Source organism: Acidaminococcus nyctereutis, assembly GCF_052216985.1.
GTDB classification, from domain to species: Bacteria; Bacillota; Negativicutes; order Acidaminococcales; family Acidaminococcaceae; genus Acidaminococcus; species Acidaminococcus fermentans_A.
This window is the reverse complement of the sequence record NZ_JBQOUY010000035.1, coordinates 1-17,988: the sequence shown is the minus strand read 5'-3', so window position 1 is coordinate 17,988 and position 17,988 is coordinate 1. Positions and strand designations below refer to the sequence as shown.

General features: G+C 55.5%; 21 protein-coding genes and 2 tRNA genes. 14 read left to right on the top strand and 9 right to left on the bottom strand.

Annotation, left to right across the window (positions count from 1 at the left end):
* Nucleotides 1-128: 128 nt before the first annotated feature.
* The 5 genes from ACTUHY_RS11750 to ACTUHY_RS11730 form a co-directional block, all read right to left on the bottom strand.
* Nucleotides 129-269, bottom strand: a complete 141-nt coding sequence (locus ACTUHY_RS11750; protein WP_012938909.1) for a FeoB-associated Cys-rich membrane protein — start codon at nt 267-269, stop codon at nt 129-131.
* A 119-nt stretch (nt 270-388) separates the two neighbouring features.
* Complete coding sequence (gene feoB, locus ACTUHY_RS11745) at nt 389-2,554, bottom strand: ferrous iron transport protein B (RefSeq protein ID WP_442827847.1); 2,166 nt, start codon at nt 2,552-2,554, stop codon at nt 389-391.
* Nucleotides 2,555-2,627: 73 nt separating this feature from the next.
* Nucleotides 2,628-2,855 carry a FeoA family protein gene (locus ACTUHY_RS11740; RefSeq protein ID WP_442827846.1) on the bottom strand — a complete coding sequence of 76 codons (228 nt, stop codon included), beginning with the start codon at nt 2,853-2,855 and terminating at the stop codon, nt 2,628-2,630.
* Between the two features lie 17 nt (nt 2,856-2,872).
* Nucleotides 2,873-3,085: a FeoA family protein gene (locus ACTUHY_RS11735; RefSeq protein WP_012938906.1), complete on the bottom strand. Its 213-nt coding sequence runs from the start codon at nt 3,083-3,085 to the stop codon at nt 2,873-2,875.
* Nucleotides 3,086-3,389: 304 nt separating this feature from the next.
* Complete coding sequence (locus ACTUHY_RS11730) at nt 3,390-4,286, bottom strand: DUF368 domain-containing protein (RefSeq protein WP_442827845.1); 897 nt, start codon at nt 4,284-4,286, stop codon at nt 3,390-3,392.
* Between the two features lie 234 nt (nt 4,287-4,520).
* On the opposite strand from ACTUHY_RS11730, the gene map reads away from it, so the two are divergent.
* Both map and ACTUHY_RS11720 read left to right on the top strand, forming a co-directional pair.
* Nucleotides 4,521-5,339, top strand: a complete 819-nt coding sequence (map, locus tag ACTUHY_RS11725) for a type I methionyl aminopeptidase (RefSeq protein WP_442827844.1) — start codon at nt 4,521-4,523, stop codon at nt 5,337-5,339.
* Between the two features lie 29 nt (nt 5,340-5,368).
* Nucleotides 5,369-5,884: a nitroreductase family protein gene (locus tag ACTUHY_RS11720; protein ID WP_442827843.1), complete on the top strand. Its 516-nt coding sequence runs from the start codon at nt 5,369-5,371 to the stop codon at nt 5,882-5,884.
* A 477-nt stretch (nt 5,885-6,361) separates the two neighbouring features.
* Here the strand turns inward: ACTUHY_RS11720 and ACTUHY_RS11715 are convergent, their stop codons facing one another.
* From ACTUHY_RS11715 to ACTUHY_RS11705, 3 genes are all read right to left on the bottom strand, one after another.
* On the bottom strand, nt 6,362-6,766 hold the full coding sequence (locus ACTUHY_RS11715; RefSeq protein WP_442827842.1) for a hypothetical protein: 405 nt from the start codon (nt 6,764-6,766) through the stop codon (nt 6,362-6,364).
* 284 nt (nt 6,767-7,050) lie between these two features.
* A tRNA-Pro gene (locus ACTUHY_RS11710) sits at nt 7,051-7,127 on the bottom strand.
* A 24-nt stretch (nt 7,128-7,151) separates the two neighbouring features.
* Nucleotides 7,152-8,807: a DUF4127 family protein gene (locus ACTUHY_RS11705; RefSeq protein ID WP_442827841.1), complete on the bottom strand. Its 1,656-nt coding sequence runs from the start codon at nt 8,805-8,807 to the stop codon at nt 7,152-7,154.
* Between the two features lie 63 nt (nt 8,808-8,870).
* On the opposite strand from ACTUHY_RS11705, the gene rsmD reads away from it, so the two are divergent.
* The 3 genes from rsmD to ACTUHY_RS11690 are packed head-to-tail and all read left to right on the top strand — an operon-like array spanning nt 8,871 to nt 10,558.
* The gene (gene rsmD, locus ACTUHY_RS11700; protein WP_442827840.1) at nt 8,871-9,425 is read left to right on the top strand and encodes a 16S rRNA (guanine(966)-N(2))-methyltransferase RsmD; all 555 of its coding nucleotides are present in this window, start codon (nt 8,871-8,873) and stop codon (nt 9,423-9,425) included.
* A 53-nt stretch (nt 9,426-9,478) separates the two neighbouring features.
* Complete coding sequence (gene coaD / locus ACTUHY_RS11695) at nt 9,479-9,994, top strand: pantetheine-phosphate adenylyltransferase (protein WP_278674113.1); 516 nt, start codon at nt 9,479-9,481, stop codon at nt 9,992-9,994.
* Entirely contained in the window at nt 9,995-10,558 is a 564-nt protein-coding gene (locus tag ACTUHY_RS11690; RefSeq protein WP_278674112.1) for a hypothetical protein, read from the top strand.
* A 122-nt stretch (nt 10,559-10,680) separates the two neighbouring features.
* Here the strand turns inward: ACTUHY_RS11690 and ACTUHY_RS11685 are convergent.
* Nucleotides 10,681-10,757 (bottom strand) — tRNA-Val (locus ACTUHY_RS11685).
* Nucleotides 10,758-10,888: 131 nt separating this feature from the next.
* Between ACTUHY_RS11685 and ACTUHY_RS11680 the strand changes: the two genes are divergently transcribed.
* The 9 genes from ACTUHY_RS11680 (at nt 10,889) to ACTUHY_RS11640 (ending at nt 17,856) form a co-directional block, all read left to right on the top strand.
* Nucleotides 10,889-11,902 carry a PhoH family protein gene (locus ACTUHY_RS11680; RefSeq protein WP_442827839.1) on the top strand — a complete coding sequence of 338 codons (1,014 nt, stop codon included), beginning with the start codon at nt 10,889-10,891 and terminating at the stop codon, nt 11,900-11,902.
* Nucleotides 11,899-12,381, top strand: coding sequence for an rRNA maturation RNase YbeY (ybeY, locus tag ACTUHY_RS11675; protein WP_442827838.1), 483 nt, complete (start codon nt 11,899-11,901; stop codon nt 12,379-12,381). The genes ACTUHY_RS11680 and ybeY overlap by 4 nt, the downstream gene beginning before the upstream one ends.
* Nucleotides 12,371-12,757, top strand: a complete 387-nt coding sequence (locus tag ACTUHY_RS11670) for a cytidine deaminase (protein ID WP_442827837.1) — start codon at nt 12,371-12,373, stop codon at nt 12,755-12,757. The genes ybeY and ACTUHY_RS11670 overlap by 11 nt, the downstream gene beginning before the upstream one ends.
* A 14-nt stretch (nt 12,758-12,771) precedes the next feature.
* Nucleotides 12,772-13,698, top strand: coding sequence for a GTPase Era (gene era / locus ACTUHY_RS11665; protein ID WP_442827836.1), 927 nt, complete (start codon nt 12,772-12,774; stop codon nt 13,696-13,698).
* A 123-nt stretch (nt 13,699-13,821) separates the two neighbouring features.
* Complete coding sequence (locus tag ACTUHY_RS11660) at nt 13,822-14,706, top strand: hemolysin family protein (protein WP_442827835.1); 885 nt, start codon at nt 13,822-13,824, stop codon at nt 14,704-14,706.
* Nucleotides 14,696-15,442 (top strand): DNA repair protein RecO, encoded by a 747-nt coding sequence (gene recO / locus ACTUHY_RS11655; RefSeq protein WP_442827834.1) that lies wholly within the window; start codon nt 14,696-14,698, stop codon nt 15,440-15,442. Before ACTUHY_RS11660 ends, recO begins: the two co-directional genes overlap by 11 nt.
* Complete coding sequence (locus ACTUHY_RS11650; protein ID WP_442827833.1) at nt 15,435-16,196, top strand: hypothetical protein; 762 nt, start codon at nt 15,435-15,437, stop codon at nt 16,194-16,196. Before recO ends, ACTUHY_RS11650 begins: the two co-directional genes overlap by 8 nt.
* A 67-nt stretch (nt 16,197-16,263) precedes the next feature.
* Nucleotides 16,264-17,016 (top strand): exodeoxyribonuclease III, encoded by a 753-nt coding sequence (locus tag ACTUHY_RS11645; protein WP_442827832.1) that lies wholly within the window; start codon nt 16,264-16,266, stop codon nt 17,014-17,016.
* A 63-nt stretch (nt 17,017-17,079) separates the two neighbouring features.
* Nucleotides 17,080-17,856 (top strand): ADP-ribosylglycohydrolase family protein, encoded by a 777-nt coding sequence (locus ACTUHY_RS11640; protein WP_442827831.1) that lies wholly within the window; start codon nt 17,080-17,082, stop codon nt 17,854-17,856.
* Nucleotides 17,857-17,988: the final 132 nt, after the last annotated feature.

The window sequence follows — 17,988 nt, the reverse complement described above, 5'->3', positions numbered from 1 at the left end:
AGCTGAGTTTTGGGGGGAAGGGGGAAGTATACCCTTTTTCTCTTGCCTTTTACTGCCAGGAGTAAAAAGAGACAACAAAAAAGGAGCTGTGAAGAAATGAATCCTCATTTCTTCACAGCTCCTTTTTTTTATTTCTTCCCATGACACATGCCGCAGCTTCCACAGTCGCAGCCGCAGGAACTTTTTCCTGCCTTGTGATCTTTGATCATCTTGCGGATCACCGCCGCCACAATGAGGAAGAGCACCAGTCCCACAACAAAAGTACCCATAATCAATTCTCCTTTTTATGCAAAGACAGGCCTTTGGGCCTGCCTTCCAACGGCCGCTGACCGTTGACAGCTGACCGTTGACCAAATGGGGGCGTATTCTGCGCCCCCATTATTATACCTTATTCCGCTGCATTCGCCGCGTCTTTGATCTGGATTTCTCCATTGTATTTGGGAGCCGGACGGAAGAGCAGGTAAACCATGATGGCCAGGATCACACAGGCGGCTGCCGTGCCCAGGGTGAAGACCCCGGTGGAAATGAAGCTGCCGAACTGGTAGAACAGCAGGGCCATGCAGTAGGCGAAGCCGCACTGGTAGCCGATGGCGATCAGGGTCCAGCGGCCGTTGTTCATTTCCCGTTTGATGGCGCCCATGGCAGCCACACAGGGAGCGCACAGCAGGTTGAACACCAGGAAGGAGTAGGCGCTGAGCACGGAGAACTCCTGGGCAAAGGTGCCCCAGAATTCCTGGCCGTCTTCGGCGGCATCTGCCAGCCCGTACAGGATCCCGAAGGTACCCACCAGGTTTTCCTTGGCAATCAGGCCGGTGAAGGCAGCCACGGCCGCTTTCCAGTCACCCCAGCCCAGAGGCGCGAAGAGCCAGGCCACTTTGGTGCCGATGAAGGCCAGGATACTTTCGTTCAGGGCATCTTCATCCAGCATGGTGAAGGCACCGTCATCCCAGCCGAAGCTGGACAGGAACCATACCAGGATGGTGGACAGCAGGATTACCGTACCGGCCTTCTTGATGAAGGAGGAGCTCCGTTCCCACACGCTCCGGCCGATGTTGCCCAGGGTGGGCATATGGTAGGGAGGCAGTTCCATGACGAAGGGGGCCGGATCCCCGGCAAACAGCTTGGTTTTTTTCAGGATGATCCCAGAAATGATGATGGAGAAGATCCCCACAAAGTAAGCGGAGGGAGCCACCCACCATTCTCCGTGGAAGTAGGCCCCTGCAATCAGGGCGATGATGGGCATCTTGGCGGAGCAGGGAATCATGGTGGTGGTCATGATGGTCATCCGCCGGTCAGATTCGTTTTCAATGGTACGGGAAGCCATGATCCCGGGCACGCCGCAGCCGGAGCCGATCAGCATGGGGATGAAGGATTTCCCGGACAGGCCGAACTTCCGGAAAGCCCGGTCCAGGATGAAAGCGATACGGGCCATGTAGCCGCAGGCTTCCAGGAAGGCCAGGAAAATGAACAGCACCACCATCTGGGGTACAAAACCCAGTACGGCGCCCACACCGGAAATGATCCCATCCACGATCAGGCCGTCCAGCCAGTCAGCCACTTCCAGGCTTTCCATTAAATCATGGGCGGCGGGGATGATCATCTCTCCGAACAGGGTGTCATTGACCCAGTCCGTAGCGTCCGTCCCGATGGTGGTCACCGATACATAATAGACCAGGAACATGATGGCGGCAAAAATGGGGAGGGCCAGCCACCGGTTGGTGACGATCTTGTCAATCTTGTCGGAGGTGGTCAGTTTTCCTTTGCTCTTTTTGATGTTGCACTCATGGATGATGGAACTGATGTATTTGTACCGTTCGTTGGTGATGATGCTTTCCGCATCGTCATCCATTTCCTGTTCCACTGCTTCGATGTCCCCATCAATGTGGTCGATGACCGACTGGGGCAGCTTCAGGGCGGCCCGGACTTTTTCGTCCCGTTCGAACAGTTTGATGCCGTACCACCGTTCCTGATGGGCAGGGAGCATTCCCTGAGTGGCTTCTTCAATGTGGGCCAGAGCGTGTTCCACCGGCCCGTCGAAGGAATGTTTGGCCACCATTACCTGCTGGTTCTTGGCCACTTTGGCCGCCAGGTCCGCGGCTTCCTTGATGCCTTCTCCCGTACGGGCGGAGATTTCGATCACCTGACAGCCCATTTTCTGGGATAATTTTTGGATGTTGATGATGTCCCCGTTTTTCCGGACCATATCCATCATGTTTACCGCCATCACCATGGGGATTCCCAGTTCAGCCAGCTGGGTGCTCAGGTACAGGTTCCGTTCCAGGTTGGTCCCGTCCACGATGTTCAGGATGGCGTCCGGCCGTTCCTTGACCAGATAGGTCCGGGACACCACTTCTTCCAGGGTGTAGGGGGAAAGAGAGTAGATGCCGGGCAGGTCCTGGATGATTACATCCGGATGGCCCATCAGTTTCCCTTCTTTTTTTTCAACTGTTACCCCGGGCCAGTTGCCCACGAACTGGTTAGATCCGGTCAGGGCATTGAACAGGGTGGTCTTGCCAGTATTGGGGTTGCCGGCAAGGGCAATCTTGAATTCCATAAATCGTTACCTTCTTTCCCATCGTTTACTGATTTTAAAAAAAGTTAGAAAAAACTAATGCATGGGTGAAAAATTACAGCTCCTTCACTTCCACCATTTCCGCATCGGCTTTCCGCAGGGACAGCTCATAGCCCCGCAAGTTGATTTCCACCGGGTCTCCCAGAGGAGCCACTTTCCGGATATGCACCGGGGTGCCCTTGGTAAGACCCATATCCATGATCCGGCGCTTGATGGCTCCAGTGCCATGGAGTTTCACCACTTCGTAATCCTTGCCCGTCTGGGCGTCTTTCAATGTGTTCATCATATGACCTCCTGCTGTTACTGTACGGTGATCTTGGCAGCCATTTCCATACTGACGGCCACCCGGGATTCCCGGATGTTCAGGATCAGCCCGCTAGGGGTGTGCTGGACAATGGAAATCTCCGCGCCCTGGGTGATGCCCAGGTTTTCCAGATGGGTCCGCACTTTGGGGGACCCGCCTACCCGCAGGACAACCAGGGTCCTGCCTTCGTCGGCAAATGATAAGGGCATGCTGCTACCTCTTTTCCCTGAAGTTCATAAAAGCAAATCTTTACTTGGAATATGTTAGCACACACTAACAAGAGAGTCAACAGGTTTGGCGAAAAAAGGGGGATGTGGAAAAACCATACCCCGGTCGCGACCCGCGACGTTTAAGCCATCTGTTCTTTTTCTATAGGATGATAAGAGAAAATCGGTTGGAATTTGCAAAACTGGATCTTCAGTCTGCACTAACAAGCCCGCGACTCACGACTCGCGACTCATGACCGAAAGGGGCTGTGAAAAAATGAAAAATCATTTTTTCACAGCCCCTTTCTTACTTGTCCGGATGCATCTTTTTTTCTGTAAAGGCCTTCAATCCGTTGAGGCCGGCCAGGAACACCCCGCCCATCAGGAACCAGAAAAGATGGAAGGTTTCCCAGGTCATGGCTGGCTGGGGGACCTTCAGGGTAGTGGGACCCTGGGCGATGGCGTACAGGGAACCGATCATCAGTCCTAGGATGAAGTACACCATGGCAGCCCGGTGGTTGTCTAGGGCATTCTTCACCAGCTTGATGATTCCCACGATTCCGGTGAGCACCCCGAACCCGAAAATACACAGCACCGGGAAATAGGACAGATTCATGTGGAGGAATTCCTTGATGGCGCTGATGATGGGCACGTACAGCCCGAAGATCAGCAGCATGGTGGACCCGGAGATCCCCGGCAGCACCATGGCGCAGATAGCGATCATGGCACAGACGAAGATGTATCCTCCCAGGAGAGGGGTCAGGTGGGAGATTTCCACATTGGTCCCCTGGCCGCCGGTGGGGTTCATCGCCGCGATCACCAGCACCAGCACGATCCCCAGCACCAGGAACAGGAGCCGGCTGACACGGCGGAGGCATTCCTTCTCTTCCCGGATAATGAGAGGAAGGGAAAAAATGGAAAAGCCCAGGAACAAGGAACTGAGTTCGTAGATCCGGCTGGTGAAGAGACTGGAGATCACCAGCACCGAAGAACCCATGCCGATGAACCAGCCCATCCCCAGCTTGGCCAGGAAACGGATGCCCTCCTGTTTCAGCTCCCGGCTGCCGTGGGTGAGCACGTACAGGGAACTGATGAATTCATCATAGAAGCCCAGTACAAAAGCGATGGTACCACCGGAAACCCCGGGAACGCTGTCGGCCAGGGCCATGCAGAAACCCCGGACCATATTCAGGAACAGATCCATAGATGTTCATCCTTTCTTGGGGCCGTGCCCCTCCATCTCTTGCTCAATATTATAAAAATCGGGTTTAAACAATTCCAAAACAAACAGGAAAAAAATCAGGAAGATTTGTGTTATAATGATTCATCGGACTGGATGTTCCTGCCAGTCCTGACAGTAATTCCTAATTATATCGTATTTCAGGAGAAAATAGAATAGCGGAGGAAATCTCTTTTCCGATGCAAGGGAGGGAAAAGCTTGGATAGAAGCGAACTAAAACTGAAACTCATGGAATTTGCCGCCCAAGGGTACCAGGTACCCCGGATGGACATGATCAAGACCCCGGAACAGATCGAAGGGATCCGGAAAGCCGGCAAGGTGAATTCGGAAGTGTTGGATGCGGTGGAAAAGAACATCAAGGTGGGGATGACTACCGATGACATCAATACCATCGTGTACGATACCACCCTGAAGCTGAAGGCCATCCCGGCCTGTCTGAACTATGAGGGATTCCCTAAATCCGTGTGTACTTCTGTGAATGATGTAATCTGCCACGGGATACCGGATCCCCATCAGGTGCTGAAAAGCGGGGATATCGTCAATGTGGATGCCACTACCATCTATGATGGATACGTAGGAGATGCCTCCCGGATGTTCATGCTGGGCCGGGTGCCTGCGGAACGGAAGAACCTGGTGGGCATCACCAAAGAATGCCTGAAACGGGGCATGGAAAACGCCGTGGGCTGGAAGAACACCCTGGGGGATATCGGGGCGGCCATCCAGAATTTTGCTCAGAAGCACGGCTGCAGCGTGGTCCGGGAATTCGGCGGCCACGGGGTAGGGTTGGAAATGCATGAAGACCCCTTTGTGTCCCATGTGGGGAAACGGAAAACCGGCATGCTGCTGGTGCCGGGGATGGTGATCACCATCGAGCCTATGATCAACGCCGGCAGCCCGGAATTGTGGATTGATGAAATCAACGGCTGGACGGTCCATACGGCCGACGGCAAAGACAGCGCCCAGTGGGAACATACCCTTCTCATCACGGAAGGGGAACCGGAAGTATTAAGCTGGTAAGCAATCAAAAAACGAAAGGATGGACAAAAATGACATTCATGGACCTGGCCAAAGCCAGATATTCTGTACGGAAATTCAGCGACAGACCTATTGAACAAGAGAAAATGGACGCTATTTTGGAAGCGGGGCGGATCGCTCCTACTGGCCACAACTACCAGCCCTACCGGGTGTATGTGCTCCAGAGCCTAGAAGCTCTGGCAAAGATCCGGGGCTTGACCCGGTGCGCCTTCAATGCCCCGGTGGTTCTCATGGTCACCGTCCGGAAGGACGAGGAATGGGTGAACCCCTTTGAACATGGAATCCGGGCCGGGGAGCAGGATGCCAGCATTGTGGCCACCCATATGATGCTGGAAGCCTGGGAACAGGGCATCGGGTCCTGCTGGGTGAACTACTTCCCGGTGACTCAGACCGCTGACGCTTTCGGCCTGGAACTGAACGAAGTGCCCCTGCTGCTGCTGCCCCTGGGCTACGCCGCAGAAGGAGTCAAACCTGCTCATCTCCACACGGAACGGAGAAGCAACGAAGAATTGGTAAAAGTACTGTAAGAAAAACGAGGCTGCTGCACGGGTGTGTTTTCCACACGTGCAGCAGCCTTTTTGTGGAGGCATTCTGACGGTGTCCGTTGCCGGATCCCATGCCGATATGTTATACTGTCCACGGTGTTGTCTATACGGTAGGCGGTCAAATCTTGCCCCAGAGATGGGGTGGTGCCCTATGACGAAATACGATTTTTTTACCTTTTTTGGTAATCCTCTTCGTAATTATCGTTGCAATTCGGGCATAAAGAAATCCGCCTCCAGCTTCCAACAGTAGGCGGATTTCTTTCCATATACTGCTATGGGGCTGACCGTCACCAGACAGCACCATTTGTATTTTCATTATAACACAGTTACAGGGGATTGCAAGAGAGGTATATAAGGGGGGGCATAAGAAAACCCGCCGTCGGCTCCAAACGATAGGCGGGTTTTCTTAAACCTTCTAACAACGGGGCTGACCAAATGGACAGCTTCTTTTTCATTGTATCACAGGTCCCTGAGATTGACCACCTTCTCATACAGCCACACGGCTCTCCCATCCTGGGTAATCCGGTCGTCGTGGAGATGGCCGAAGAACCAGCGGTGGTAGGTGAGATGGCTTTCCAGCTTTTCCAGCTTCCGGGCCACCGGGCATTTGTCGACCAGGTGGGCCATCATCCGCATACCGCCCTGGATTTTCCAGCGGGTGGGGGCCGTGTGGGTCACCACGTAGTCCACCTTCCATCCGGCCCGGTCCAAGGTGTTCCAGGCGTGCTGCCATTCCGCTTCGGAAGGGATTTCTTCCGGCCACCAGGAGATGCCTTCTCTCCGCATCCAACGGTCCGTGCTCATGGCTCCGCCCATGGTGAAGAAGGTATGGCCTTCCAGGGTGAACAGCTCCCCACGCATCATGATGGTTTCCTTTCATGGGTTCAGGTTATTGGTCTCACGCCAAAGGATACCATTTGCCGGGGACAAATGGACATGAGCTTGCAGTCTCTAGTCACTAGTCTCCAGCCGATGGAAGGAACCCGCGGGACGAGTTCTTGGGAATATACGAAAACCGGAGGCCGGGAAGGGCGGGCCTGCGGCTCGCTCCGACAGTGTCTTTGTCGGACAAACGATGAACGACTCACGACAAACGACAAAATCCAAAAAAGCCGCCACCCGAAGGTGACGGCTGTCCTCTTTAAATATGGTCGGGGCGACAGGATTCGAACCTGCGGCCTCTTAGTCCCGAACCAAGCGCGCTACCAAACTGCGCTACGCCCCGACAACACAAATAGATTATAGAGGTTCAGTGGGTTTTTGTCAACTGTTCTTTGCCAAATTCCGGAAAAATCTTCAGCCGGATCTCAAAGGGCCGTTCCCAGGGCAGGTTCACGGCGAACTGGGCGTCCCGGAACCAGTAGGCGGCCTTTCCGTCCTGGTAATAGGGGAACTGGCGGCAGTACCACAGGAAGATCTGGTGGTAGATCCCCAGTTCCCGGGACAGGTAGCAGGTGGCAGCATTGGGGTAGTCTCCACCTTTTTCCGGGGCTACACCATTCAGATCCTGGAGTTCGGCCATATGGGGACGGATCAGCTTCTGGTAGGCCCAGTCGTCCAGGAAGCGGGCATAATTGAACCGGAAATTGGCACTGAACAGGGCTGGCAGCTGGTCTTTGGGCAGCCTCTGGGCCTGGCCGGACACGATGGCCCCCTGGGCCACTGCCGTGCCGATGGCGTTGGAAGCAGTGTTCCAGCCGGAATAGGCCAGCAGCCGGGGAAGGGGCGTCCCGTTGGCCATTAGGTGGGGCAGGATGCAGTCTCCGGCGGAAAAACGGGTGGACAGATCTACCAAGGCCACGGGTTTTTGGTCCATCAGGTCCTTGATCTCCTGGGCGATGGCCGTATAGGCTTCCGGTTCTTCACTGCCGCAGTGGATGTACAGGACGAAATCGGCTTCTTCCAGGGAAGCGGTGGCAATGCCGTTGGCAAGCTGGATCTTTTCTGCGGCGATCTGGCCCAGGGTCAAGGGAACGAAGTGGAGGGTGTAGTCCTTCATCTTCTCTGCTCCGTAGAGGACTTTGATCTTGGGACGGTAGCCGGTGCGCCGGCTGTAGATCCGGGCGGCGGCCAGGGTCCCTAGTTCGTCCGCTCCCTGGGAGGTGTAGATGGGCGGGTGCAGATCGTAGGACTGGGGGTAGGCCGCTGCATTCAGCCGGTTGTAGTTGGAAAGGCCGTAGGGATGGGCATCGTCCTGGCCGATCACCAGGTCCGTCAAATTCTCTTCTGTGACAAACTGGACCAGTTCCTGGTTGAACCGGTCGTTATCCCGGTACAAGGTGATGTATTTCCACTTCAGGTCCATGGGGATCAGGGCTTTGACTTCTTCGTACATTTCCCGGTCATAGGGCAGTCCCCGGATCTTTTTGTCCATATTGATGGTCCAGGTCATGAGATGCCACTGGTACCACCGGTCCGGCAGTACATGATCGCTGATCAGGAGCCGGGGAATGATGGAATACAGGTAGAACTGCTTGTTCGGGTTATCTTCTTTCAGCTCTTCCAGGTAGGTGAAGAAATCGCCCGCTTTCTGGTCCGTGAGAGGTTCCATCCGGGAATGGAGGAGCCCGCCGAAAAGCAAGAGGTCGGTGGAAAGGAGAGCGCCCCGCTGTTGGGGCAGGATGCCGGTCAGCCAGTCCTTCAGTTCCGGGATACGGGCGGGCTCATCGTACCAGTCCATCAAAGCATTGGGGGGAGCCGTGAAATGGATGCCTCCCAGAGCCCCCAGTTCCTCGGTGAAATCCCGGCAGGGAGGCCGGTTATCCAGGGGCAGAAGGGCCCAGTTCTCCGCTGTAGGTACGGGGCCTGGCGAAAAATCAGCCCCTCTGGGTGCCAGAGTATGGTACAATACACCTGCGGCAGCGATGCAGCCCAGGGCGAAAGCCAGGAGGGGTTTCTTTTGCACAGCAGGGACTCTCCTTTCATAGAATGATAAACTATATTATAACGTACGGAAGAGGTTTTGTGTATGCGGATCATTACGGGAAAAGCCAGAGGACTGAAACTGGTGACCCCAAAGAATTATCTGGTGCGTCCTACGGCAGACCGGGTGAAGGAAGCTCTGTTCAACATCATCCAGTCCAGGATCCCTGGCAGTTCTGTGCTGGATGCCTTTGCGGGCACGGGAAACCTGGGGCTGGAAGCCTGGAGCCGGGGAGCGGAACAGATTGTCTATTTCGACAAGAGCCGGGAGAGTCTGAAACTGGTCCGGGCCAATGTGGAGAAGGCACGGGCTGGGGAAGCGGTGACCCTGATCCATACGGATGCGGTGAACGGGCTGGCTATGATGGCCCAACAGGGAAAGCAGTTCGATGTGATCTTTTCGGATCCTCCCTATGACAAGGGGCTGAACCAGAAGGTGGTGGAGGCTTTGTCCAAATGGCCGGTACTGAAGCCGGGCGGGCTCCTGGTGCTGGAACATTCCCTGGCAGAAGAACCGGCCCAGTACCTGCCGGAAGGGACGGGTTTCCGGCAGGAAAAGTACGGAGATACGAAAATCTCCTTAATAGTGTGGAAAAGCTGAATTGTTTTTGTTATAATGATACGTAGCAAATCTGCTTCTTTTGGAGGTACAACGTGCGTAAAGCTGTATGTCCGGGCAGCTTCGACCCGGTTACCATGGGACATCTGGATATTTTTGAACGGGCCAGCAGGATGTTCGATGAACTGATCATCAGCGTCTTTGTGAATCCTACGAAAGACAAGGCCATGTTTTCCATGGAAGAGAGGGTCGCCATGATCCGAAAGGCTACGGCGCACATCCCCAATGTGCGGGTAACCTGTTTTTCCGGTCTGCTGAATGAATTCTGTGAACAGGAGGGCGCGAAATTCATCGTACGGGGGCTGCGGGCTTTTACGGATTTCGAATATGAATTCCAGCGGGCCCTGCTCATGAAGGAAATCGATGAACGTCTGGAAACGGTGTTCATCATGACCAATGCCAAGTATTCCTATCTCAGTTCTTCCGGAGTACGGGAAATGGTCTATTTTGGCGGTGATATCACTGGATTCGTCCCGGACTGCATCCGGGCGGAGGTCATGCAACGGGGAGATTCCTCGAACAGGAAGACTGAATACAAAAAGGAAGGATAGATGGTCATGGAATTAGATAAGATCTTGGACGAAATGGAAAGCATTCTGTCGGATGGTTGGAGAGTCCCTCTTGTCAACAAAGTGGTAATCGATGAGAATGAGATCACCATGGTGATGGACAAGCTGAGAGCCGCTGTGCCCTTGGAAGTGAAACGGGCCCATGACCTGCTGGAAGAACAGAAGAACATCATCGATAAATCCCGTGCTGAAGCGGATCATATCGTGGAACAGGCCCATGCGGAAGGCGGACGGATCGTAGATCTGGCCAAGGCGGAAGCAGACCGTCTGGTGCGCCAGGAAGAAGTGGTGAAGGCTGCCGAAGAAAAGGCCAATGGCATTATCGCCACCACTCAGCAGTACGACCGAGATATGCGGGCAGCGGCCGATGCCTATGCGGAAAAGCTCCACAGTGAATCCATGCAGTATGCTATGGATGTATTCAATTATCTGGAAGAAAACCTGACCAAGACCCTGAGTGCTGTGAAGGATAACGGGAACGCCCTGAAATCCTCTTATGATGCGGACCATCAGCTGAATGCAGGGAACGGCGAAGAAAAGAAATAAAGGAAGAAGACAAAAAAGGGGTGTTGCACGTGACCTGTGCAACACCCCCTTCGACTTCAACAGATGCTGACAAAAAAGAAGACGCTGCACAATCCGCGCAGTGTCTTCTCGATCTTTTTAAATGGTGGAACTAACTGGACTCGAACCAGTGCCCCCCACGATGTCAACGTGATACTCTAACCATCTGAGCTATAGTTCCATAAGCAACAATGTTATTCTAAACGATTGTGGGATTTTTGTCAATAGGGTTTCCTGTTTCTTTTTTTTCGGGGAAACGATATAATGGAGAGGACAGTCAATCAATCCTTGGAGAAGTAGGAGGAATGGAGTTTGTCTGAAGTGACGGAAAAACGGTTTGCTTTCCAGGATGCCCGAGAAATGGTGGCAGTCCTGGGGGAGACGGATGAATACCTGAGACAGATGCAAAAGAGCCTGGGCTGCCAGCTGATCCCCCGGGGCAACGAACTGATCGCCCAGGGAAAAGAACAGGATGTGGAACTGGCCGGGAAACTGATCCAGGAACTGCTCTACCTGTATCGGCAGGGGCTGCCGGTAACGGCCCATGATGTGAAATACAGCCTGAAACTGGTGCTGGAGGGGCAGGAGGAGCAGCTGCACCGGCTCTTTACGGATACAGTTCTGACCACGGTGCGGGGCCGGCAAGTGAAGGCCAAGACCCTGGGCCAGATGCGCTACCTGAAGACCATTGCCCAAAATGATATCACTATCGCCATCGGGCCGGCAGGGACGGGGAAAACGTATCTAGCGGTGGCCATGGCGGTGAAAGCCCTGAAGAACAAGGAAGTGGAACGGATCATCCTCACTCGTCCGGCGGTGGAAGCGGGGGAAAAGCTGGGCTTCCTGCCCGGCGACCTCCAGGAAAAAGTGGACCCCTATCTCCGGCCCTTGTACGATGCCCTGTACGAAATGCTGGGGATGGAAGCTTTCCAGAAGAATCTCCAGCGGGGCATCATCGAAGTAGCACCCCTGGCCTATATGCGGGGCAGGACACTGAACGATGCCTTCATCATCCTGGATGAAGCCCAGAACACTACGGCAGAACAGATGCGGATGGCCCTGACCCGGTTCGGGTTCGGTTCCAAGCTGGTGGTCACCGGGGATGCCACCCAGGTGGATCTGCCCAGCGGCCGCCAGTCCGGCCTGGTGAATGCGGCGCAGGTACTCCGGGGTGTACCAGGGATCGGGATCGTTTCTTTTTCAGAACACGATGTAGTCCGCCATGAAATCGTAGGAGCCATTATCAAGGCCTATGAGAAATACGACCGGGCCCAAAAAGAGCACCGGACGGCAGGGGACGGAAAACACAAAGGAGCAGAACAATGATCGTTACGTTGGAAAATAACCAGACGGAAATCACCATTCCGGAAGAATTGGAAGAAACCCTGAAAAAGGCCATGGAGATCGTGGCCCGGAAGGAAGGGCTGAGACCCAATACGGAAGTGGATATCACCATTGTGGATAATGAGGAGATCCACACCTTGAACCGGGACTACCGGGATATCGACCGGCCTACGGACGTGCTCTCTTTTGCCCTGGACGAAGGGGATGAAGAACCGGAGGTAGAAGATGACGAAGCGGAGCACTTGCTGGGGGATGTGATTATCTCTGCCCCCCGGGCGGTGGAACAGGGAGAGGAATTCGGCCACGGGCTGACCCGGGAAATGACCTATCTGGCGGTCCATGGCATGCTCCACCTGCTGGGCTACGACCATATGGAAGAGGCGGATAAGAAAATCATGCGGGCCCGGGAAGAGGAAATCCTCCGGGAACTGGACCTGGCGGAGGAAAAGTATGGCGGCTGAACTGGACCGGGAACTGTATGAAGCGGCTTGCCGGGCTCGGAAAGATTCCTACAGCCCCTATTCCCATTTTGCCGTGGGGGCGGCGGTCCGGGCCATGGACGGTCGGATCTTTACCGGCTGCAATATCGAAAATGCTTCCTACGGCCTGAGCCTGTGCGCGGAACGGTGCGCTATCTTTGCCGGGGTGAAGGAAGGAGTCCGGGCCTTCACCGCTCTGTGTGTCACGGCGGATACCTCGGAGCCGGTCTCGCCCTGCGGGGCCTGCCGCCAGGTGATGGCGGAGTTTGCCATTCCCCGGATCTTTTTGACCAATCTCCGAGGAGCGTGGAAAGAAATGACAGGGGCAGAACTGCTGCCCTATTCGTTCAAGTTATAAGAGAAGAGGGAATCATGGAAGAACAGAACAGCAAACAGCATCGTTCAGGCTTTGTGGCCATCGTGGGACGGCCCAATGCGGGCAAATCCACCCTGGTGAACCAGCTGGTAGGGGAAAAGGTGGCCATCATTTCGGACCGGCCCCAGACCACCCGGAACCGGATCCTGAGCATCCTGACCACAGAGGAAGCCCAGATCGTGTTCCTGGATACCCCTGGGCTCCATAAGCCTCAGGACAAGCTGGGAGAACACATGGTCCAGGCGGCCGTCAATGCCCTCAAAGAAGTGGATGTGGTGCTCTTTGTAGTGGATGCTTCTGAAAAACGGGGCAAGGGAGAACAGGTGATCCTGGACCGGCTGAAAGAGGAATGCAGCGTCCCCGTCATCCTGGTCCTGAACAAAATCGACCAGCTGTCGGATAAGGCCGTGTTGCTGCCCATGATCGACCGGTTCAGGAAGGAATATCCCTTCCGCGGCGTGCTGACCCTTTCTGCCCTGGAAGATGAGGATTTTACCCCGCTGCTCCAGGAAATCATCCAATGCCTGCCGGAAGGGCCCAACTTCTATCCCGAAGACATGTACACGGATCAGACGGAGCGGGTCATGGCGGCGGAAACCATCCGGGAGAAGGTCCTCCAGCTGACCCGGGACGAGGTGCCCCATGCGGTGGCAGTCCAGGTGCAGGAGATGAAAGACCGGCCCAACGGCATGGTGTATGTGCGGGCGGATATCTTTGTGGAACGGGATTCCCAGAAGGCCATCCTGATCGGGGCCAAAGGGAAGATGCTGAAGGAGATCAGCCAGCGGGCCCGGACGGATCTGGAAGCCTTCCTGGGCTGCCGGGTGTACTTGGAACTTTGGGTGAAGGTTCGACCTAAGTGGCGGGAAAAAGAAGGGGACCTGAAACGACTGGGCCTGGCTGGGGAACGGCCCCAGTACTGAGACATATTGACCGGGTACAGGCGAAAAGTGTATAATTTCAAGGTATAACTGTCTGGGATCTACCCAGCAAACTGATCAAAGGAGAGATGTCCTATAGACGCGGGACCTGCGCTTGGGCGCATATTGAAACCAATCCTATATCCTTTTGCTTTTGTGTTCTGGCATGTGGGGGAAGCCCTCTACCATTTCATGGGCGTGGAACCGACACACCAGGGGACTAGCCATTCGGAGGATGATATCCGGAAGATGGTCAGTGCCAGTGAAAAGGGCGGTAGCATCGACCCGGTGGAGAGCCGTCTCATCGACAATGTGTTCGATTTTGCCGACCGGGTGGCCCGGGAAGTGATGGTGCCCCGGCAGGACATGGTATGTCTGTTCGTGGATGACCCCATCGAGGAAAACATGAAAGTCATACGGGAGTCGGGGCATACCCGGTATCCTCTCTGTGAAGAAGATCGGGATCATATCCTGGGAATGGTCCATATCCGGGAGTTCATGAATGCAGATTACAAGGAGCCTGGGTTCGACCTCCGGTCCATCATGCGGGAAATCGATGTGGTGCCGGAAAGTATGTCCATTGCCAAGATCCTCCAGCTGATGCAGCACAAGCATGTGCAGATGGCGGCGGTGGCAGACGAATACGGGGGCACGGCTGGCCTGGTGACCATGGAAGACCTGCTGGAAGAAATCGTAGGGGATATCCAGGATGAGCATGATTCGGATATGCCGGAAATCAACAAGATGCCCGACGGATCCTATGTGTTCGATGGCCTGGTGCTCCTGGACGAAGTGTCGGAGATCATGGGGATCCAGTTCGATGATCCGGAAGAAGACACCATCGGGGGCTATGTGTTCGGCCTCATCGGCCGGCAGCCAGTGGTGGGGGACAGCGTGGAGGAAAACGGCTGTAAATTCGAAGTGCTGGATTCCACCGGGTTCCGGGTGCTCCGGGTCCGGGTGATCCCCCTGAAAAAAGAAAAGAAGGAAGCGGCTGGCCATGAGCAGTGAAGTGTTCCAAGACGAAGCGGTGATCCTCCGAGTGAAAAACTGGCAGACTGCGGACAAATACGCAGTCTGCTTTTGTCGTGGACACGGAAAGATCCCTTTTGTAGCCTATGGGGCGGCCTATCCTCGGAGTCAGAGCGGCCGGCTGGTCCAGCCTTTCGCCCATCTCCAGGTGACCTTGAACCCGGGCCGGAAGGTGGCTTCTCTCCGGAGCTGCGAGAGCCTGGAGATGCCACTTCCCATGGGTTGGGAAAACCTTGCCTACGGGGCCATCATCGGGGAGGCGGCGGAGAATCTCCTGGGAGAAGGGGAACCCCAGGAAGAGGTGTTCCAGCTGCTCCTGGAAGCATTCCGGCTGCTGGGGAAACGGAACCGGCGGCTGGTCACCGACAGTACCCTGCTGAAGCTGCTGGCCCTGTGCGGGCTGAATCCCATCCTGGACCAGTGCACCAGCTGCGGGGAGCCGGTGACGGAAGACGGGTATTTCAGCCTGGTCCAGGGGGGCTTCCTGTGCAAAAAATGTGCCATAGGGGATGAACTGCCCTTTACGGTGCCCACCCGGGATCTGATGGCCCAGCTGCTCCAACTGGATCTGGCGGCACCTCCGGATTTTACGGTGCGGGGCAGGGAGCTGATGGCCCTGGAAAAGATCCTTTACCAGTTCATCCTCTACCAGACGGACCGGCCTCTGCGGAGCCTGGGATTTTTGGCGAAAATGGAGAGTACTGCCCATGGATAACCTGCAGCTGAGCAAACTGATCCTCCGGCAGCGGAAGGATCTGATCTTCTGGCTGGTGCTGCTGGGAAACACCTTGACCACTTTCGCGACTCCGGCGGTGGACTGGTATTTTCCCCTGAAGCTGGTGCTGCTGTTCTGGGTGGGGTCCGGGGTGTGGCTGGCCCTGCCGGTCATCGAACGGCTGAAGAAGCGGGAAAGGGCCTGGCATCTGGCCACTTTGGCCTTGGTACTGGGCTGCCTGTACCTGTTCCCGGCGGCCTGGCCTTTGAAAGTGGAATATCCCTTGCTGGAACTTTGGTTCCTTTTGACGGTGCCCTGTACCTGGTACAGTGTTTGGCATTTTTTCGGCTGGCGGAAGATGAGCCAGCCCCGGGGCATCCTGTGGACCCTGTGGCCGGTACTGCAGACCATCGGAGCCCTGTTGGCTGTGGCGGATACGGACCAAGGAGCATTGGGGGCAGCCTTCCTTCAGCAGCTGTTTTACCTGGCCCTGGGGCTGGAATACGCCAGGTGCGGGGCCCATTACCAGCACCGGGTGCTGTTCAACGGAGGGCTGGGGCTGATTACCGCGGCCTTTTGGAGCTTTTTGACTTCTTTTATGTTCGTCCTGCCGGAACCGGCCTACCCGGTTTTGTGGGCGGCCTGGCTGGGGGTGCTGAACTGGATCCTGCCGGAGCTGGGAGACGAAGAGTGTAAAGGCAGAGTGAAGAACGGAACTGGACAAGAAGTCAGACACGGCCCTAATGGGCCTTGAGACATCAGACGTCAGATACGATGGACGATGAACGACCAATGATGGACGATAACACGAGGTATGACCTATGAAACTGATCACTTGGAATGTAAACGGGCTCCGGGCCTGTATGAACAAAGGATTTGCTGATTTTATGAAAGAAGCGGATGCGGATATCTTCTGCATCCAGGAAACGAAGATGCAGCGGGAACAGGCCGCTTTCGACTTTCCTGGCTACCAGGAATACTGGAACAGTGCGGTGAAAAAAGGCTATTCCGGTACCGCTGTCTTTTCCAAAACGGAACCCCTGTCCGTCATCTACGGCCTGGGGCTGGAAGAACATGACCAGGAGGGACGGGTGATCACGGCTGAATACCCGGATTTCTTCCTGGTGAACGTATACACTCCCAATTCCCAACGGGGGCTTACCCGGCTGGAGTACCGGATGGCCTGGGAGGATGTGTTCCAGGCGTATTGTTCCGGGCTAGCGGGGAAAAAGCCGGTGATCGTCTGCGGGGACCTGAATGTGGCTGCTCAGCCCATCGATTTGAAGAATCCGGACAGCAACCACAAGAACGCCGGGTTCACCGACGAGGAACGGGCCAAGTTCCAGCAGTTCTTGGATCATGGGTTCGTGGATTCCTTCCGGAGCCTGTACCCGGATAAGACAGGGGCCTATACCTGGTGGTCCTACATGTTCAAGGCACGGGAACGGAATGCCGGGTGGAGGATCGACTATTTCCTGGTATCCCAGAACGGCAAGGAACGCATCCGGGACGTGATCATCCACAACGAAGTCATGGGCAGCGACCACTGCCCGGTGGAACTGGAGTGGGAATAGAAACCGCAGAGCGGATAAGGGGCTGCTGCATGGGCAACAGGCCATTGCACAAGGAGGTCCAAAATGGAAGGTGCTTTTATCGGCGATATCGTGGGATCGGTGTATGAATGGTCCGGACATAAAGGGAAGGCGTTTCCCCTGTTCCAGCCGGGCTGCCGGGCTACGGACGATTCGCTCATGACCTTGGCGGTGGCCCGGGCCTTCCGGGAGGCCCAAAAGGCGGGGAAGCTGCTGGAAGAAGATACCGTGCTGCCGCTCCTGGCCTGGCACATGCGTCAGCTGGGGCAGGAATATCCTCATGCCGGGTTCGGGGGCAAGTTCAAATACTGGCTTTTCCACCCGGAAATGGGGCCCTACGGGAGCTTTGGCAACGGAGCGGCCATGCGGGTGTCCCCGGCCGGCTGGCTCGCCAGCACCCTGGAAGATGCCCAGCGACTGGCGGTACTGTCCTGCCAGGTGACCCACAACCATCCGGATTCCTATCGGGCGGCCCAGGCCGTGGCCGGGGCGGTGTTCCTGGCCCGGCAGGGGAATACCAAGAACCAGATCCGCACTTATCTGGGCCAGTATTATCCCCTGGATTTCCGGCTGGAGGATATCCGGGACAGCTACCAAGGGGATGCCACCTGCGCCGGGTCCGTGCCCCAGGCCCTGGAGGCCTTCCTGGAGGCGGAGGATTTCGAGGATGCCTTGCGGAATGCCGTGTCCTTGGGCGGGGACACGGACACCCTGGCCACTATGGCCGGCAGCATCGCCGAGCCCTTCTTCAGGATCCCGGAACAGATCCTGGCAGAGGGGCGGAAGTATTACCTGCCGGAAATGGGGGAAGAAGTGGAGTAGGGGGCTGTTGCATGTGTGAGGTTTTCACACATGCAACAGCTTTCTTTTTTCTTCAGTTTTAAAGTCTTCAATGGAAAATCGAAAAAAACATCTCGAATTCCCTAAAATTGGATACAACAATGTAAGCCGTCC

Coding starts and splice junctions, on each gene's coding strand:
- ACTUHY_RS11670 (WP_442827837.1), top strand. CDS start 12,371: ATGGCGGCTGAACTGGACCGGGAACTGTATGAAGCGGCTTGCCGGGCT.
- ybeY (WP_442827838.1), top strand. CDS start 11,899: ATGATCGTTACGTTGGAAAATAACCAGACGGAAATCACCATTCCGGAA.
- ACTUHY_RS11690 (WP_278674112.1), top strand. CDS start 9,995: ATGGTCATGGAATTAGATAAGATCTTGGACGAAATGGAAAGCATTCTG.
- ACTUHY_RS11715 (WP_442827842.1), bottom strand. CDS start 6,766: ATGATGCGTGGGGAGCTGTTCACCCTGGAAGGCCATACCTTCTTCACC.
- ACTUHY_RS11730 (WP_442827845.1), bottom strand. CDS start 4,286: ATGGATCTGTTCCTGAATATGGTCCGGGGTTTCTGCATGGCCCTGGCC.
- rsmD (WP_442827840.1), top strand. CDS start 8,871: ATGCGGATCATTACGGGAAAAGCCAGAGGACTGAAACTGGTGACCCCA.
- ACTUHY_RS11645 (WP_442827832.1), top strand. CDS start 16,264: ATGAAACTGATCACTTGGAATGTAAACGGGCTCCGGGCCTGTATGAAC.
- ACTUHY_RS11735 (WP_012938906.1), bottom strand. CDS start 3,085: ATGCCCTTATCATTTGCCGACGAAGGCAGGACCCTGGTTGTCCTGCGG.
- recO (WP_442827834.1), top strand. CDS start 14,696: ATGAGCAGTGAAGTGTTCCAAGACGAAGCGGTGATCCTCCGAGTGAAA.
- era (WP_442827836.1), top strand. CDS start 12,772: ATGGAAGAACAGAACAGCAAACAGCATCGTTCAGGCTTTGTGGCCATC.
- ACTUHY_RS11650 (WP_442827833.1), top strand. CDS start 15,435: ATGGATAACCTGCAGCTGAGCAAACTGATCCTCCGGCAGCGGAAGGAT.
- ACTUHY_RS11720 (WP_442827843.1), top strand. CDS start 5,369: ATGACATTCATGGACCTGGCCAAAGCCAGATATTCTGTACGGAAATTC.
- feoB (WP_442827847.1), bottom strand. CDS start 2,554: ATGGAATTCAAGATTGCCCTTGCCGGCAACCCCAATACTGGCAAGACC.
- ACTUHY_RS11750 (WP_012938909.1), bottom strand. CDS start 269: ATGGGTACTTTTGTTGTGGGACTGGTGCTCTTCCTCATTGTGGCGGCG.
- ACTUHY_RS11640 (WP_442827831.1), top strand. CDS start 17,080: ATGGAAGGTGCTTTTATCGGCGATATCGTGGGATCGGTGTATGAATGG.
- ACTUHY_RS11740 (WP_442827846.1), bottom strand. CDS start 2,855: ATGAACACATTGAAAGACGCCCAGACGGGCAAGGATTACGAAGTGGTG.